Annotated in this window: 12 protein-coding genes and 1 riboswitch; of the genes, 10 read left to right on the top strand and 2 right to left on the bottom strand. The window is 69.0% G+C overall.

The features are described from left to right. The first annotated feature begins 215 nt into the window (after positions 1–215). The 5 genes from cydD to cydX are packed head-to-tail and all read left to right on the top strand — an operon-like array spanning position 216 to position 6,567. Complete coding sequence (cydD, locus tag BM345_RS03645; protein ID WP_093375654.1) at positions 216–1,904, top strand: thiol reductant ABC exporter subunit CydD; 1,689 nt, start codon at positions 216–218, stop codon at positions 1,902–1,904. Beyond that, a complete protein-coding gene (locus BM345_RS03640; RefSeq protein ID WP_093375652.1) occupies positions 1,891–3,606 on the top strand; it encodes an amino acid ABC transporter ATP-binding/permease protein in 1,716 nt (571 codons plus the stop codon). The genes cydD and BM345_RS03640 overlap by 14 nt, the downstream gene beginning before the upstream one ends. 48 nt (positions 3,607–3,654) lie before the next feature. Then, complete coding sequence (locus BM345_RS03635) at positions 3,655–5,244, top strand: cytochrome ubiquinol oxidase subunit I (RefSeq protein ID WP_093375650.1); 1,590 nt, start codon at positions 3,655–3,657, stop codon at positions 5,242–5,244. A 17-nt stretch (positions 5,245–5,261) separates the two neighbouring features. Beyond that, on the top strand, positions 5,262–6,416 hold the full coding sequence (gene cydB / locus BM345_RS03630) for a cytochrome d ubiquinol oxidase subunit II (protein ID WP_093375648.1): 1,155 nt from the start codon (positions 5,262–5,264) through the stop codon (positions 6,414–6,416). A gap of 19 nt (positions 6,417–6,435) precedes the next feature. Beyond that, positions 6,436–6,567, top strand: a complete 132-nt coding sequence (gene cydX / locus BM345_RS03625) for a cytochrome bd-I oxidase subunit CydX (protein WP_093375646.1) — start codon at positions 6,436–6,438, stop codon at positions 6,565–6,567. Positions 6,568–6,586: 19 nt separating this feature from the next. Here the strand turns inward: cydX and BM345_RS03620 are convergent, their stop codons facing one another. After that, positions 6,587–6,874 (bottom strand): 2Fe-2S iron-sulfur cluster-binding protein, encoded by a 288-nt coding sequence (locus tag BM345_RS03620; protein WP_093375644.1) that lies wholly within the window; start codon positions 6,872–6,874, stop codon positions 6,587–6,589. A gap of 86 nt (positions 6,875–6,960) precedes the next feature. Between BM345_RS03620 and BM345_RS03615 the strand changes: the two genes are divergently transcribed. From BM345_RS03615 to BM345_RS03595, 5 genes are all read left to right on the top strand, one after another. Continuing rightward, on the top strand, positions 6,961–7,479 hold the full coding sequence (locus BM345_RS03615) for a GNAT family N-acetyltransferase (protein ID WP_093375642.1): 519 nt from the start codon (positions 6,961–6,963) through the stop codon (positions 7,477–7,479). A gap of 13 nt (positions 7,480–7,492) precedes the next feature. Beyond that, a riboswitch (TPP riboswitch) is annotated at positions 7,493–7,598 on the top strand. 118 nt (positions 7,599–7,716) lie between these two features. Next, a complete protein-coding gene (gene thiC / locus BM345_RS03610; RefSeq protein ID WP_093375640.1) occupies positions 7,717–9,609 on the top strand; it encodes a phosphomethylpyrimidine synthase ThiC in 1,893 nt (630 codons plus the stop codon). Between the two features lie 125 nt (positions 9,610–9,734). Beyond that, positions 9,735–10,658 carry a DUF808 domain-containing protein gene (locus BM345_RS03605; protein WP_093375639.1) on the top strand — a complete coding sequence of 308 codons (924 nt, stop codon included), beginning with the start codon at positions 9,735–9,737 and terminating at the stop codon, positions 10,656–10,658. A 135-nt stretch (positions 10,659–10,793) separates the two neighbouring features. Then, positions 10,794–12,212 carry a selenium-binding protein SBP56-related protein gene (locus tag BM345_RS03600; protein ID WP_093375637.1) on the top strand — a complete coding sequence of 473 codons (1,419 nt, stop codon included), beginning with the start codon at positions 10,794–10,796 and terminating at the stop codon, positions 12,210–12,212. Next, a complete protein-coding gene (locus BM345_RS03595; RefSeq protein ID WP_254789501.1) occupies positions 12,209–12,886 on the top strand; it encodes a hypothetical protein in 678 nt (225 codons plus the stop codon). Before BM345_RS03600 ends, BM345_RS03595 begins: the two co-directional genes overlap by 4 nt. A 10-nt stretch (positions 12,887–12,896) precedes the next feature. On the opposite strand, the gene BM345_RS03590 is transcribed toward BM345_RS03595, so the two are convergent. Continuing rightward, entirely contained in the window at positions 12,897–15,458 is a 2,562-nt protein-coding gene (locus BM345_RS03590) for an ATP-binding protein (RefSeq protein WP_093375635.1), read from the bottom strand. Positions 15,459–15,468 lie beyond the last annotated feature (10 nt).

Here is a 15,468-nt window from a genome sequence, read left to right as displayed (position 1 = left end):
TAGCCGACTGGACCGCTGTGCATGTCACACGGTCTGCGCGCCCGTGCGCACAATGGCCCGGCCGCTGCGGGGGTGGCTTGCGCTGACGCATGCCAGGTCGCCGAACCGATGCCGTTGCTGCGCCGGGGTATTGGCGCGCCATGTATGATTTCGCGTAATTTCAGAAAAACCTGAAAGTTCAAGAAACCTTGGCTACCTCGCAAGACCTCCCTGCCGTGCAAACGCTTCGCCGCTGGACGCGGCGCCTGCCGTCCGGTGCCGGCCTGCAGGTGATTGCCGCCTTGCTGTGGACGGCGCAGGCCGCGTTGATCGCAATGGCAGTGCAGGGCATGGCGAACGGGCGCGGCCTGGGCGCCGCCTGGCCCCCCGCCGCAGGCGTGCTGGCGCTGGGCCTGCTGCGCGCGGCCTGCGAAGCGGTGGGGTCCCGCCTGGTGTTCGGCCAGGCGCGCAGCCTGCTGAGCGACTTGCGCGTGCAACTGGCCCGCGCCCTCGCGGCGCGCTCGCCCCTGGACCTGGCGCGGCCCGCCTCGGGCGCCGCAGCCAGCCTGGTGGCCGAGCAGGCCGATGCGCTGCTGCCCTTTCTCACCCGCTACCAGCCGGCGCAATGGAAGATGAGGCTGGTACCCCTGGCGATCCTCGCCTGCGTGTTGTGGTTTTCGTGGACGGCCGCGCTGGTGCTGGCGCTTGCGGCGCCGCTGATCCCGTTGTTCATGGCCATCGTCGGCTGGCGTGCCAAGGCCGCCAGCGAGGCGCAGATGCTGGAGCAGGGCGGCATGAACGCCTTCTTGCTCGACCGTCTGCGCGGCCTGGCCAGCCTGCGCGCCTTGGGCGCGGTCGATGCCACCGCGACGCGCCTGCGCGAAACGGCCCGCGCGCTGCAGGAACGCACGATGGCGGTGCTGCGCATCGCCTTCCTGTCTTCCGCCGTGCTGGAACTGTTCTCCGCGCTGGGCGTGGCGATGGTGGCGGTCTACGTGGGCTTCCACCTGCTGGGCCAACTGCCCTTCGGTACCTGGCATGGCCAGCTGGACCTGGGCGAGGGCCTGTTCATCCTGCTGCTGGCCCCGGCCTTCTTCGAGCCCCTGCGCGAGCTGTCGGCGGTGTGGCATGACCGCGCCGCGGGCGAAGCTGCGCTGGCCGCAATCCGGCACAGCACCCAGGGCGCCGAGCCCTTGCCCGGCGCTGCGCTGGCGACCTCGCCCGCAGCGGTCGCGCAAGGCGCGCCGCCCGGTGTCGTTCTGCACGATGTGCGGCTTGCGCATCGCGAAGCCGAGAATGTGCTGGACGCCATGTCGATGGCCATTGCACCGGGCGAGCAGGTGGCGCTCTTCGGCCCCAGCGGCTGCGGCAAGTCGAGCCTTCTCGCGCTGATCGCGGGGCTGATGCCGCCGCGCTCGGGCCGCATCGAGATCGGCGGCATCCGATTGGACGACGGCAGCGCCGCGCAACTGCGCCAGCGCATGGCCTGGATGGGCCAGCGGCCGCATGTGTTCGCCGGCACGGTGCATGCCAACGTGGCGCTGGCCGACCCCCAGGCCTCACGCACCCGCGTGCAGCAGGCCCTGCGCGATGCAGGGCTGCAGCGGGTGGATCAGGCCCATCCCGCGGCTGCGGTGGGGGAGGGTGGGCTGGGCCTTTCGGGCGGTGAAGCCCTGCGCCTGGCGCTGGCCCGCCTGGCGGTGCGCGCCGATCATGCCGACCTGCTGCTGGTCGACGAGCCCACCGCGCACCTCGACAGCGAGACCGCGCGACACGTGAGCGAATCGCTGCTTGCGCTTGCGCAAGGCAGGACGCTCATCGTCGCCACGCACGACCCGGTCCTGGCCGCGCGCATGGACCGCGTGATCCACCTGGGTGCCGCGGCGCAATCGCTGAGAAAGGAGGCCGCGGATGCGCTCGCCTGAACTGCATGCCGGCGAAGTGAGGACGGTACTGCGCGCCTGCCTGCAGGCGCAGCCACGCACGCTCGCGCTCGGCGCCGGCCTCGCGCTGCTGACGGTGCTGGCGGGCATGGCGCTGCTTGGGCTCTCCGGCTGGTTCATCGCCGCCACCGCATTGGCCGGCCTGCAGGCGGCCACTGCCATCGTGTTCGACGTCTTCATGCCTTCGGCCGGCATCCGGCTGCTGGCCATCGGCCGTACAGCCTCGCGCTACGGCGAGCGGCTGTTGACGCACGATGCGACGCTGTCGGTCACCGCGGGCCTGCGCGAACAACTCTTCAGGGGCTGGGCACAGCCCGAGGCAGCGCGACGGCTGCATGCACGTCCTGCGCGGCTGCTGTTCCGCCTGACCGCTGACATCGATGCGTTGGAGTCGCTTTACCTGCGCGTCATGGTGCCCGCCCTGTCGGCGCTGGGCGCCGCCCTGCTGGCCGCAGTGGCCTTCGGCGTGTTCGCCGCTGCATGGGTGGGCGGGGCCGTGGTGCTGTGGCTGCTGCTGTGCGGCGCGGGCATCGCGGTGCTGACGGCGTTGCGCGCGCGGCGCGCATCGATGCGGCGCGGCCTCGCGCTGGAGCGCCTGCGTGAGCGCGTGGTGGACCTGGTGGCGGGCCAGACGGAACTCGTGATGGCCGGGCGCATCGATGCGCAATGCGAGGCAGTGGCCCGCGCCGATGCGCGCCTGCTGCGCGCCGAGACTGAACTGCATCGCCTGGAAGCCCGCGCGGGTTGGGCTTGGGGCGCCGGCAGCGCGTTGCTGCTCTCCGGTTCACTGATGGCCGCCGCCTGGCTGGTGGACGCCGGGCGCATCGGCGCCCCAGTGGCCGCCTTGCTGGTGCTGCTGTCGCTGGCCGCGATGGAGCCCTTTGCTGCATTGCGGCGCGGTGCCGTCGAACTGGGTCGCAGCCTGCTCGCCGTGCGCCGCATCGCGCCGCGCCTGAAACTGCCGCAAGCCGAAGCGACCACGCCCGCTTCGCCGGAGGCCGGCATCGCAGCGCAATGCGTAGGGCTGGTGCTCGCGCATGCAGGCAGCGCGCTTCCGGCCGTTGCCGGCTTCGACCTTTGCCTGGAGAAGGGCGAGCGCGTTGCGATCGTCGGTGCCAGCGGTGCCGGCAAGTCGACCGTGCTCGCGGCCATCGCCGGCGAGCTGCATCCGCGCGGCGGCACGCTGAAGGCGCTGCCTGCCTGCTGGCTCACGCAGCGCAGCGAACTCTTCCAGGACGACGTCCGCGGCAACCTGCGGCTGGCCGATGAAAACGCCGACGATGCGCGCCTGTGGCAGGCGCTGCAGGACGCGGGACTGGCAGAGGACGTGCACGCCATGCCGCAGGGCCTGGGCACCCGTCTGGGCGAGGGCGGCCTCGGCCTGTCGGGCGGGCAGGCGCGCCGGCTCGCCCTGGCGCGCCTGCTGCTGAGAAAAGACACCCCCTTGTGGCTACTGGACGAACCGAGCGAAGGATTGGACACTCGCACCGCGCAAGACGTGCTCGAGCGTCTTGGCCATGAGGCGCAGCGGCAGCGGCGCAGCCTCGTCGTCGCGACCCACCTGCGGCGCGAGGCGGCGCTGGCCGACCGGCTGCTGTGCATGCGAGGGGGAATCGTGGTTGCAGATCATCGGCGCGGCACGCCCGGCTTCGAGGCGGCGCTGCGCGAGCTCAGACCGGACTGACGAATCACTGATCGGGCGCAAGCCCTCACAGGAGAAGAAAGGAACCCCATGGATCTCGACATCGTCGCGTTGTCACGATTGCAGTTTGCAACGACAGCGCTCTATCACTTCCTGTTCGTTCCGCTCACGCTGGGGCTGTCGATCATCCTGGCCATCATGGAGACGGTCTACGTGATGACCGGGCGCAGCATCTGGCGCGACATGACCAAGTTCTGGGGCGTGCTCTTCGGCATCAACTTCGCCATGGGCGTGGCCACGGGCATCGTGATGGAGTTCCAGTTCGGCATGAACTGGTCCTACTACAGCCACTACGTGGGCGACGTATTCGGCGCGCCGCTGGCCATCGAGGGGCTGATGGCCTTCTTCCTCGAGGCCACGTTTGTCGGCCTGTTCTTCTTCGGCTGGGACCGCATGTCCAAGGTGGGCCACCTGATCACCACCTGGGCGGTGGCGCTGGGTTCCAACTTCTCGGCGCTGTGGATCCTGATCGCCAACGGCTGGATGCAGAACCCGGTGGGCGCCGCCTTCAACCCGCAGACCATGCGCATGGAGGTAACCGACTTCGCCGCGGTGCTGACCAACCCGGTGGCGCAGGCCAAGTTCGTGCACACGGTCTCGGCCGGCTACGTGACGGCCGCGATCTTCGTGCTGGGCGTGTCGGCCTGGTACGTGCTCAAGGGCCGGCACCTGGAGCTGGCCCGGCGCTCGATGACGGTGGCCGCCTCCTTCGGCCTGGCCGCCGCGCTGTCGGTGGTGGTGCTGGGCGACGAGAGCGGCTACATGACGACGGAACACCAGAAGATGAAACTGGCCGCCATCGAAGCCATGTGGGAGACCGAGCCGCCGCCGGCCGCCTTCACCGTCTTCGGCTTTCCCGACCAGGCCTCGCGCGAGACGCACTTCGCCGTGCACGTGCCATGGGCGATGGGCCTCATCGGCACGCGCTCGCTGGACACCGTGATTCCCGGCATCGACGAGCTGGAGAAGCGCGCCGAGGAACGCGTGCGCAGCGGCCTGCTGGGCTACGAGGCGCTGCAGCGCATCCGCGATGCCGGCAGCACCGCCAACATCCCGCCGGACGCGAAGGCCACCTTCGAGGAGCACGGCGGCGACATGGGCTACGCGCTGCTGCTCAAGCGCTACGTGGACGACCCGCGCGATGCGACCGACGCGCAGATCAAGCAGGCCGCCTGGGACACGGTGCCGCCGGTGGCGCCGCTGTTCTGGAGCTTCCGCATCATGGTGGGCCTGGGCATCTTCTTCATCCTGCTCACGGGCACCTTCTTCGTGTTGTCGGCCATGCGCAGGCTGGACCGCTGGCGCTGGCTGCTGTGGGTGGCGGTGTGGAGCATCCCCTTGCCCTTCCTGGCGGCCGAATGCGGCTGGATCGTGGCCGAGCTGGGCCGCCAGCCCTGGGTGATCGAGGGCGTGCTGCCCACCGCGGTGGCCGTGTCCAATCACGGCGCGGGCTCGGTGCTGCTGACACTGCTGCTCTTCATCGCCATCTACACGGTGCTGATCGTGGTCGAGTGGAAGCTGCTCTTCAAGGCCATCCGCAAGGGGCCGGAGCTGCAGCCCGACACGCTGGCGGAGGCCCGCGCGCGCGGCCATGCCACGCTGGCCACGGCCCGGAACTGAAAGACGAGGAGCAAGACATGGTCCTGCATGAACTGATTTCGTACGAGATGCTGCGCCTCATCTGGTGGCTGCTGCTGGGCATCCTGCTGACCGGCTTCGCGGTGATGGACGGCTTCGACCTGGGCACCGGCATGCTGCTGCCCTTCGTGGGCAAGACCGACCTGGAACGGCGGGTGGTCATCAACGCGGTGGGGCCGGTATGGGAAGGCAACCAGGTGTGGCTGATCCTGGGCGGCGGCGCGATCTTCGCGGCCTGGCCGCAGCTCTATGCCGTGTCCTTCTCGGGCTTCTACCTGGCGATGTTCGCGATCCTTGCCGCGCTCATCCTGCGGCCGGTGGCCTTCAAGTTCCGCGGCAAGAACGAGAGCGCGCGCTGGCGCACTACCTGGGACTGGGCGCTGTTCATCGGCGGCCTCGTGCCGGCGCTGATCTGCGGCGTGGCCATGGGCAACGTGCTGCAGGGCGTGCCCTTCAGGCTGGAGCCGGACATGCAGATCCACTACACCGGCTCCTTCTTCGGCCTGCTCAATCCCTTTGCGCTGCTGACGGGCCTCGTCTCGGTGGCGATGCTGGTGATGCACGGCGCCAGTTGGCTGCAGCTCAAGACCGAGGGCGAGGTGCACGAGCGTGCGCGCCGCTTCGGCGGCATCGCGGCCATTGCCACGGCGGTGCTCTTCGTGCTGGCGGGCCTTCTGCTCTACAAGTTCGTGGAAGGTTACAAGATCACCAGCGCGATCGTGGCCGACGGTCCTTCCAACCCGCTGCTCAAGACGGTGGCGCATCAACCCGGCGCGTGGTTCACCAACTACTTCGCCAACCCGCTGCTGTACCTGGTGCCGCTGCTGGGCATCGGCGGGGCGGTGCTTGCCTGGCTGGCCATGGCGGCGCGCAAGGCGTTGCTGGCGCTGCTGGCCAGCGGGCTGAGCGTGGCCGGCATCGTGCTGAGCGTGGGGGTGTCGATGTTCCCCTTCATCCTGCCTTCGTCGGTGGACCCGCGCGCCAGCCTCACGGTGTGGGACTCCTCGTCGAGCCACCTCACGCTCTTCATCATGCTGGTGTGCGTGATCATCTTCCTGCCCATCATCCTGGCCTACACGAGCTGGGTGTACTCGGTGATGCGCGGCAAGGTCGACGCGCGCGAAATCGAGCAGGGCAGCGGCCACGCCTACTGACCCATAGGGAGGATTCGACATGTGGTACTTCGCCTGGATTCTCGGCCTGCCGCTGGCGGCCGCCTTTGCCGTGCTCAACGCGATGTGGTTCGAGCTGATGGAGGACGAAGCCGTCCGCCACGACAAGATGGACAAGCCGCCGCGGCGTTAGCCCGCTCGTGCTCGCCGGCTCAGTCGAACAGGGACAGGGCGTAGGGGATGTGAAGCGTCATGTCCCCGAGCGGCTCGGCCACGCAGGGGAGGATCCAGCCCTCGTCCTTCTCGTCCAGCGATACGCCCGGCCATTCGACGCGGTAGCGCACCGCTGCGCCGCCGCTGGCCCGGCACAGGCAGGTGCGGCAGGTGCCGTTGCGGCAGGACGCGGGAATCTCCAGGCCGGCGTCTTCGGCTGCCTGCAGGAGGGTGCGTCCGGGCGCGGCCTCGAATTCGAAGCCGGCGGGTTCGATGCGGATCTTCATGGGAGAGCGGGCAAGTTTATTCGCCTGCCCAGCCGCAAGAGCGACAATAGGGGGCTTTCCGGTTTCCCTGTTTGATTGTTTTTCCGATGCCTGACTACAAAGTCCGCCCCGCCACCTTGCGCGACGCCAAAGCCGTCGCCGAAGTCCATGCCGCCGCCACCCAGGCGGCCTACAAGGACATCCTGCCCGAAGACCAGCTGGCCCTGCTCGCACCTGCCTCGCGTGAAGGCAAGTGGCGCGATGCCATCGAGTACGGCGAGCCGCAGGTCCACGTCGCCGAGATCGACGGCGCCGTCATCGGCTTCGTCGGCTTCGACCGCTCGCGCGACCCCAAGACGCCCGCCACTGCCGGCGAGATCTGGGCCCTGCACATCAAGCCCGAGCACTGGGGCAAGGGTGTGGGCGTGGCCCTGTGGGACGCCGCACGCGAAGGCCTCGACGACGAAGGCTGCACCACCGTCACCATCTGGGTGCCGCTGCGCAACGACCGCGCCATCCGCTTCATCGAGCTGGCCGGCTTCAAGCGCGAGATGAAGACCGCCAAGACCACCGCCATCGGCGCCACGCGCATCGAAGAGATTCGCCTCAAGCGCGACGTGGCCTGACGGGACTACAATCGCGGTCGCTCCGGGGTGCACAGTGTGCTGAGACGGCCTGATCCAAGGCCGGACCCGATGAACTTGATCCGGTTAATACCGGCGGAAGAAGAGCTGATCCTGAGAAGACCGCCCGCGATGGGCATGTGAACCGCCCAGGCGGTGCATGTGCCGGCCGCAGTGGCACCTCCCCAGGGCACTTTCCGGAGCAACTTGTCGCAGTTGCCACCCACGGAAAGGACCCTGATGAACGCCCCCCTCGACCCCCGGCTCGCCAGCTTCACCGAGTTGCTCGCACGCGCCCGCGAGCAGTTTCCCGCTTCGACCAAGACGCACGTGCCCGGCGCGCTGCATCCGGCCATCCGCGTGCCGATGCGCGAGGTCAAGCTTACCAACGGCGAGCAGGTCTCGCTCTACGACACCTCCGGCCCCTACACGGACCCGACGGTGGACATCGACATCCGCACCGGCCTGCCGCAGCCGCGCCTGGACTGGATCGACGCGCGCGCCGACACGGTCTACTACGACGGCCGCGCCCCGCAGGCCCTGGACGACGGCGCCAAGGACGAGGCCAGCGAGCGCCTGGCCTCGCTGCGCCGCGAGGCGGCCCGGCTGCAGCGCATGCCGCGCCGCGCGAAGCCCGGCGGCAACGTTACGCAGATGCACTATGCGAAGCAGGGCATTGTCACGCCGGAGATGGAGTACGTGGCCATCCGCGAGAACGGACGGCGCGAATGGATGGCCGAGTACATGGCCGATGCCAGCCGCGAAGCGCGCCTGGCGGGCAACCCCATGGGCGCGAGCATTCCGCGCATCGTCACGCCCGAGTTCGTGCGCGACGAGGTGGCGCGCGGGCGCGCCATCATCCCGGCCAACATCAACCACCCCGAGGTGGAGCCGATGGCCATCGGCCGCAACTTCCTGGTGAAGATCAACGCCAACATCGGCAACTCGGCCGTGACCTCCAGCATCGAGGAAGAGGTGGAAAAGCTGGTGTGGGCCATCCGCTGGGGCGCGGACAACGTGATGGACCTCTCCACCGGCCGCAACATCCACACCACGCGCGACTGGATCGTGCGCAACTCGCCTGTGCCCATCGGCACCGTGCCCATCTACCAGGCGCTGGAGAAGGTGGGCGGCGTGGCCGAGGACCTCACGTGGGAGATCTACCGCGACACGCTCATCGAGCAGGCGGAGCAGGGCGTGGACTACTTCACCATCCATGCGGGCCTGCGCCTGCCCTTCATCCACCTCACGGCCAACCGGCGCACCGGCATCGTCTCGCGCGGCGGCTCGATCATGGCCAAGTGGTGCATCGCGCATCACAAGGAGAGCTTCCTGTACACGCACTTCGAGGAGATCTGCGAGGTCATGAAGCAGTACGACGTGAGCTTCTCGCTGGGCGACGCCCTGCGCCCCGGCTGCGCGGCCGATGCCAACGACGAGGCCCAGTTCGCCGAGCTGCGCACCCTGGGGGAGCTCACCAAGATCGCGTGGAAGCACGACGTGCAGACCATGATCGAAGGCCCCGGCCACGTGCCCATGCACATGATCCAGGCCAACATGGAAGAGCAGCTCAAGCACTGCCACGAGGCACCGTTCTACACGCTGGGCCCGCTGACCATCGACGTGGCGCCGGGCTACGACCACATCGCCAGTGCCATCGGGGCGGCCATGATCGGCTGGTTCGGCACTGCCATGCTTTGCTACGTCACGCCCAAGGAGCACCTGGGCCTGCCCGACCGGGAGGACGTCAAGGCGGGCATCATCGCCTACAAGATCGCGGCGCATGCCGCGGACGTGGCCAAGGGGCACCCGGGTGCGCGTGCGCGCGACGACGCGCTGAGCAAGGCGCGCTTCGAGTTCCGCTGGCACGACCAGTTCAACCTCAGCCTGGACCCGGAGACGGCGCGCGACTTCCATGACGAGACTTTGCCCAAGGACTCGAGCAAGGAAGCGCATTTCTGCTCCATGTGCGGGCCCAAGTTCTGCTCGATGAAGATCACGCAGGAGGTGCGCGAATTCGCCGCCGCCCAGGGCGTGAGCGAGCAGGCCGCGCTGGCGCAGGGCATGGCGCAGAAGGCGGACGAGTTCCGACGCGCGGGCGGCGAGATCTACATCCCCATCGCGCAGGGTTGAGCCCTTGCGCCGATGGCGCGGCCCCAGGTCGCGCCATCGGCCGACAGCCCGGCGAGCCTCGCGGACTGGGGCTTGCCTTGCGCCGCCCTTACCATCGGCGCTTTCAACCTCTTTGCGCCCGATCTATGGCCTCCAGCCTGCTGCTGCTGCTCGACGACATCGCCACCGTGCTGGACGACGTCTCCGTCCTCACCAAGGTGGCCGCCAAGAAGACGGCCGGCGTGCTGGGCGACGACCTGGCACTCAACGCGCAGCAGGTGTCGGGCGTGCGGGCCGAACGCGAGATCCCGGTGGTGTGGGCGGTGGCCAAGGGCTCCTTCGTCAACAAGGCGATCCTGGTGCCGGCGGCGCTGCTGATCGGCACCTTCCTGCCCTGGGCCGTGACGCCGCTACTGATGATCGGCGGCGCCTTCCTGTGCTTCGAGGGCGTGGAGAAGCTGGCCCACAAGTTCCTGCACAAGGAAGAGGCGCAGGCCGAGCGGGCCGAGCTGGAAGCCGCGCTGGTCGAGGAGAAGGTGGACCTGCGCCAGGTGGAGAAGGACAAGATCAAGGGCGCCGTGCGCACCGACTTCATCCTGTCGGCCGAGATCATCGTCATCACCCTGGGCACGGTGGCGGGCAAGCCCTTCGGCACGCAGCTGGCGGTGCTGGTGGGCATCGCCATCGCCATGACCGTGGGCGTGTACGGCCTGGTGGCCGGCATCGTGAAGCTGGACGACCTGGGCCTGTACCTGAGCCGGCGTGCCAGCAGCGCGGTGCAGGCCATCGGCCGCGGGCTGCTGTGGCTGGCGCCCTGGCTGATGAAGACGCTGTCCGTGCTGGGCACCGCCGCGATGTTCCTGGTGGGCGGCGGCATCCTGGTGCATGGCGTGCCGGCGCTGGGCCATGCGATCGAAGCCTGGCTGGCGCAGTGGGGCGGTGCAGCGTCGGTGCTGGGCTCGATGCTGGCCAACCTGGTGGTGGGCGTGATCGCCGGCGCGATCGTCCTGTTCGCGGTGGAACTGGGCAAGAAGCTCTTCGGCAAGAAGGGCCACCAGGCGGCCGCCTGAGGTCTCCGGCGCGCGCTGTAGCGCGCCGTAAGGTGTGTATCGGCCCTTGGTGAGGGATGAAGCCTGGCGCATACTTTTGCGCCTGTTTCGTTTCGCGTGTGCTTTCCATCGTCCCTTGCCCGCCGAGGAGCCGCCATGCCCGATTCCCTCCGAACCGACCCGAGCTTCCATCCCACGCCGCGCCTGGCGATGGAAGCGGAGCCGGAACGCATCGCCTACACCGCGCTTCTCTCGCCCGATGCCTCGCGGCCGGACGCGCTGGCGGTGGTGGACGTCGATCCTTCGTCCAAGACCTACGGCACAGTGCTGTACCGGCTGGACATGCCCAACAAGGGCGACGAGTTCCACCACTTCGGCTGGAACGCGTGCAGCTCGGCGCTGTGGCCCATGTCGGGCCATGCCTTCCTCAAGCGCCGCTACCTGATCATCCCGGGCATCCGCTCCTCGCGGGTGTACGTGGTGGACACAGAGCCCGACCCGCGCAAGCCCAGGCTGGTGCGCACCATCGAGCCCGAGGAAGTGCTGAAGAAGACCGGCTACTCGCGCCCGCACACCGTGCACTGCGGGCCCGAGGGCCTGTACATCAGCACGCTGGGCGGTGGCGGTGCCGACGGCACCGAAGGGCCACCCGGCGTGTTCCTGATGGACTGCCAGACCTTCGACATTCTGGGCAAGTGGGAGATCGAGCGCGGTCCGCAGAAGCTGCACTACGACTTCTGGTGGAACCTGCCGCGCGACTACATGGTGTCCAGCGAATGGGGGCTGCCGCCGCAGTTCGAGAACGGCGTGGTGCCCGAGGAACTGCTGGGCAACCGCTACGGCCACCAGCTGCATTTCTGGGACCTGCGCGGGCGCCGACACGTGCAGACCATCGACCTGGGCGCCAACCACCAGATGGCGCTGGAGGTGCGGCCGGCGCACGACCCGGTGCGCGAATGGGGCTTCGTCGGCGTGGTGGTGGACACCACCAACCTCGAAGGCTCGATCTGGACCTGGTGGCGCGACAAGGACGGCAAGTTCAACGCGAAGAAGACCGCGGTGATCCCGCCCGAGCCGGCCGACGCCTCGGTGCTGCCGCCGCTGCTGCAGGGCTTCGGCGCGGTGCCACCGCTCATCAGCGACATCGACCTGTCGATGGACGACCGCTTCCTGTACGTGGCCTGCTGGGGCACGGGCGAGCTGCGGCAGTATGAGGTGAGCGACCCGATGAACCCGAAGCTGGTGGGCAGCGTGCGCATCGGCGGCATCGTGAACAACGCGAAGCATCCCAACGGCAGCGCCTTCGGCGGCGGCCCGCAGATGACCGAGATCAGCCGCGACGGCAAGCGCGTGTACTTCACCAACTCGCTCTACAGCCGCTGGGATTCGCAGTTCTATCCGCACTACGCCAAGGGCATCCCGGGCCGGCAGGTGATGTGCAACGTCGGCAAGGACGGCGGCATCGAGCTGGACAAGAACTTCTGCGTGGACTTCGGCGACGACTACGCGGCGCACCAGGTCCGGCTGCAGGGCGGCGACTGCTCCACCGATTCCTTCTGCTACTCGTCGGCGTGAACGTGCAGCAGGGCACCCTCGTGGCCAGCGCCTGGCTGTGGGCCGGCGTTGTGCTGCTGGGCGTCTATCACGGCCTGAATCCGGCCATGGGCTGGCCGCTTGCGGTGGCGCGCGGCCTGGACGGGCGGCGGGCCCGGGCAGTGTGGAGCGCGTGGCTGCCGCTGGGCGCCGGGCACCTGCTGGCCATGGCCCTCGTGCTGCTGCCCTTTGCGCTGCTGAGCTGGCTGATGCAGTGGAGCCGCGAGATCCGCATCGGCGCCGGCCTGCTGGTATTGCTCTTCGGCGTGGTGTTGCTCACGCCCTGGTCGCGCGTGCTCCACCGCCATCGCTGGATGGCGCGCATCCGGCCCACGCAGCTGGCGCTGTGGTCCTTCGTGATGGCGAGCGTGCATGGCGCGGGACTGATGCTGCTGCCGATCTTCATCGGGCTGTGTGGTCCGGCCCCGCAGGCAGAAGCCTCTGCGATGCGCATGCTGATGGCGGCGAGCCTAGGCACCGCGCTGACGGTGGCGCTGGTGCACACGCTGGTGATGATCACCGCCGGTGCGGGGATCGCGTGGCTGGTGTATCGCTATCTGGGGCTGCGCATGCTTCAGCGCACGTGGCTGAACCTGGACAGGGTTTGGGCGCTGGGACTCATGGCGGCAGGCGGGGCGGCGCTCGCTGCGGCTTGAGCCACGGGAATCAGCGCGGGCTGGCCTTCGCGTTGGACGGCAGCAGTGCCACCAACTCGGCCTCGGTCGCACCGGCACCGGCCGTCATCCATTCGCGCAGCTGCGTCTGGCCAACTGCCCCTGCGAGAAAAGCCATTGCATCGGCGCGGCAGCGCCGTTCGACCGGGTCGCGCGGCGTCTCGCAGCTGGCTCGGAAGTGCTCCGATGCGCCCAGCAGGCGCGCCGCGGCCTCGTGTCGTCCACGCTGTGCCATCAGCAGTGACAGGATGTCGGCGCGTGCCACCAGGATGGAGCTGCGGGACAGGACGGGCACAGCCTCGGCCGCCACCGCCTCTGCTTCGTCCAGCTGCTTTTCCGCGGTCAGCGCCGCGATCAGGCCCGACAGTGCGTTGGACAAGGTCAGGCCTGCCTGCGCATGGCGCGAGCGGTCGACCAGGGCGCTGTAGCGCTCGGCAGCTTCATGGGCGTTGCCCGCCTCCAGGTGGAAGCGCGCAATGTCGTCCAGCAGCACCAGTTGGTAGCGGCCGATGTTGGTGTCCTGCGCCTTCTCGAGCGCCAGGGCGGAGCAATGCAGGGCCTCTTCAGTGCGCCCGGCCTTGGCGAGCCACAGCCCTTGCACGCGCATGCGGCGCATGGTGTCGACCGGCGGCCAGCCTTCGATTTCCATCATCCTCGCGCGCTCAAGCGCCTGCGCGGACCCTGCCAGGTCGCCCGCATCGAGCAGGGCCTCGGCCAGATGACGCCGGCAGGCGTGCACATGGCGTTCGCGGCCCAGCTCGCTGAACATGCGTTCGGCCCGCTGCAGCGCATCGACGCAGCGCGAGGCTGGAAGGCGGCCGCCCAGGCCAATGCGGGCATACCATTGCCAGTACTGCGCGACCAGCGGCTTGGGCAGGTCGTCTCCCACCAGCGGTTCCACTTCGAGCAGGCGCTCGCGCGCTTCCTGCACTGCGCCGCGGACCGCGACGATCATCGAGGGCAGGGTGGCCAGTGCCACTGCCTCGACGCGCGCCTGCGGCGTCGTTCGTGCCCACTCGTAGGCGCTGCGCACATTGGGCATCTCGGCCAGGATCGCCTCCGTGCGCCGGCCCTTGACGTAGTGCTGAAGTGCGTGCCAGGTGACCTCTGCATGGCGCGCCAGCCAGGTGTAGGTCTCGCCCGCGCCGGCGAGTTGCTCCAGGGCGTGCTCCCGCGTCGATTCGAGCATGCGGTAGCGCGGTCGTGGCTCGCCTTCGGCGATGACCAGGGACTTCTCGACCAGGCTGCTGAGGTATTCGAGCGCGGACCAGGCGTCGATGTCTTCCGAGGCCACCAGTTCCTGTGCACCTTCGAGAGAGAAGCTGCCGACGAATGCGCCCAGGCGCCGGTAGACCGCGCGCTCGTTCTCGTCCAGAAGCGCATGGCTCCAGTCGAGCGCGGCGCGCAGCGTCTGGTGGCGCTTGGGAGCCACGCGCGAGCCGCCGGTGAGCACGTGGAAGCGCTCGCCCAGGCGTTCTTCCACGCCCATCACCCCCAGCATCGGCACGCGCGCAGCCGCGAGCTCGATGGCCAGCGGCAGACCGTCCAGCCGGCGGCAGATATCCACCACCGCTTCCACGTTGGAGCTGTCGATGTTGAACTGCGGGCGCAGCGCGCGCACGCGTTCGAAGAGCAGGCGCACCGCGCCATAGCTGAGCGGATCCGCGACCTGTGCGTTGGCCGGCACTGAAAGCGGCGAGAGACGGTAGACGCATTCCTCGGGCAGCTTCAGCGCCTCCTGCGTCGTGGCCAGGATGCGAAGTGCCTCGCCGTCGTTGAGCAACCGTGCAATCAGCGTGCTGATGTCCTCGATCAGGTGCTCGCAGTTGTCCAGTACAAGCAGCGCGCGCCGGGCGTGAAGCGCGGCGCACAGCTCGTCGATGGGCTCTCGCAGGCCAGGCAGGGCGAGCCGCATGCCCTGGGCGACGCTCTGCACCAGCAGGCGCGGATCGTTGACCGCCGCCAGTTCGATGAGCCAGGCCCCGTCGGGACACTCGCGCGCCATCGCCGCGGCCACCGCCATGGCCAGGCGCGTCTTGCCGATGCCTGCGGCGCCGGCGATCGAGACCAGGCTGTGTTCCTGCACCAGTGCCTGGACGGCGGCGCTTTCGTCATGCCGCCCGTAGAGCTCGGGCAGGCGTACGGGCAGGTTGCCCGCGTTGGCTGCGCGCCGCATCGGCTCCCCGTTCGCCGGGCCCCGCAGGGTCCCGTTCGCTTCCGATGGATCGGGGGGCTCGCCTTCCAGCGGCAGCATGAAGCGGTAGCCCCGACCCGGGATGGTCGCGATGGCGTGAGGACCCAGCAGGCGGCGCAGCGTGGAGATCTGCACCTGCAGGTTGTTCTCCTCGACGATCACGCCGCTCCACACCTTCTCCAGCAATTCGTGCTTGGAGACGGCCGCCTGCCGCCGCTCGATGAGCATGCGCAGCAGGCCGACGCCGCGTGCGCCCAGGGGCGCACGCTTGCCGTCGATGGTCAACTCCTGGGCAGCCGCATCCAACTCGGCTCGGCCGAAGCGGTAGAGGGGGGCTTCGTCGGGGGCGCCTGGGAGCATGTGATGCAGT

The organism is Variovorax sp. OV329, assembly GCF_900114785.1.
Lineage (GTDB): Bacteria > Pseudomonadota > Gammaproteobacteria > Burkholderiales > Burkholderiaceae_C > Variovorax.
Note: the sequence above shows the minus strand (reverse complement) of the source record. Positions and strands in the feature narration are given on the sequence as shown.

Excerpts from the sequence above, each read along its gene's own strand:
- BM345_RS03640 (WP_093375652.1), top strand. The coding sequence starts at position 1,891 with ATGCGCTCGCCTGAACTGCATGCCGGCGAAGTGAGGACGGTACTGCGC.
- BM345_RS03635 (WP_093375650.1), top strand. The coding sequence starts at position 3,655 with ATGGATCTCGACATCGTCGCGTTGTCACGATTGCAGTTTGCAACGACA.
- cydB (WP_093375648.1), top strand. The coding sequence starts at position 5,262 with ATGGTCCTGCATGAACTGATTTCGTACGAGATGCTGCGCCTCATCTGG.
- cydX (WP_093375646.1), top strand. The coding sequence starts at position 6,436 with ATGTGGTACTTCGCCTGGATTCTCGGCCTGCCGCTGGCGGCCGCCTTT.
- BM345_RS03620 (WP_093375644.1), bottom strand. The coding sequence starts at position 6,874 with ATGAAGATCCGCATCGAACCCGCCGGCTTCGAATTCGAGGCCGCGCCC.
- BM345_RS03615 (WP_093375642.1), top strand. The coding sequence starts at position 6,961 with ATGCCTGACTACAAAGTCCGCCCCGCCACCTTGCGCGACGCCAAAGCC.
- thiC (WP_093375640.1), top strand. The coding sequence starts at position 7,717 with ATGAACGCCCCCCTCGACCCCCGGCTCGCCAGCTTCACCGAGTTGCTC.
- BM345_RS03605 (WP_093375639.1), top strand. The coding sequence starts at position 9,735 with ATGGCCTCCAGCCTGCTGCTGCTGCTCGACGACATCGCCACCGTGCTG.
- BM345_RS03600 (WP_093375637.1), top strand. The coding sequence starts at position 10,794 with ATGCCCGATTCCCTCCGAACCGACCCGAGCTTCCATCCCACGCCGCGC.
- BM345_RS03590 (WP_093375635.1), bottom strand. The coding sequence starts at position 15,458 with ATGCTCCCAGGCGCCCCCGACGAAGCCCCCCTCTACCGCTTCGGCCGA.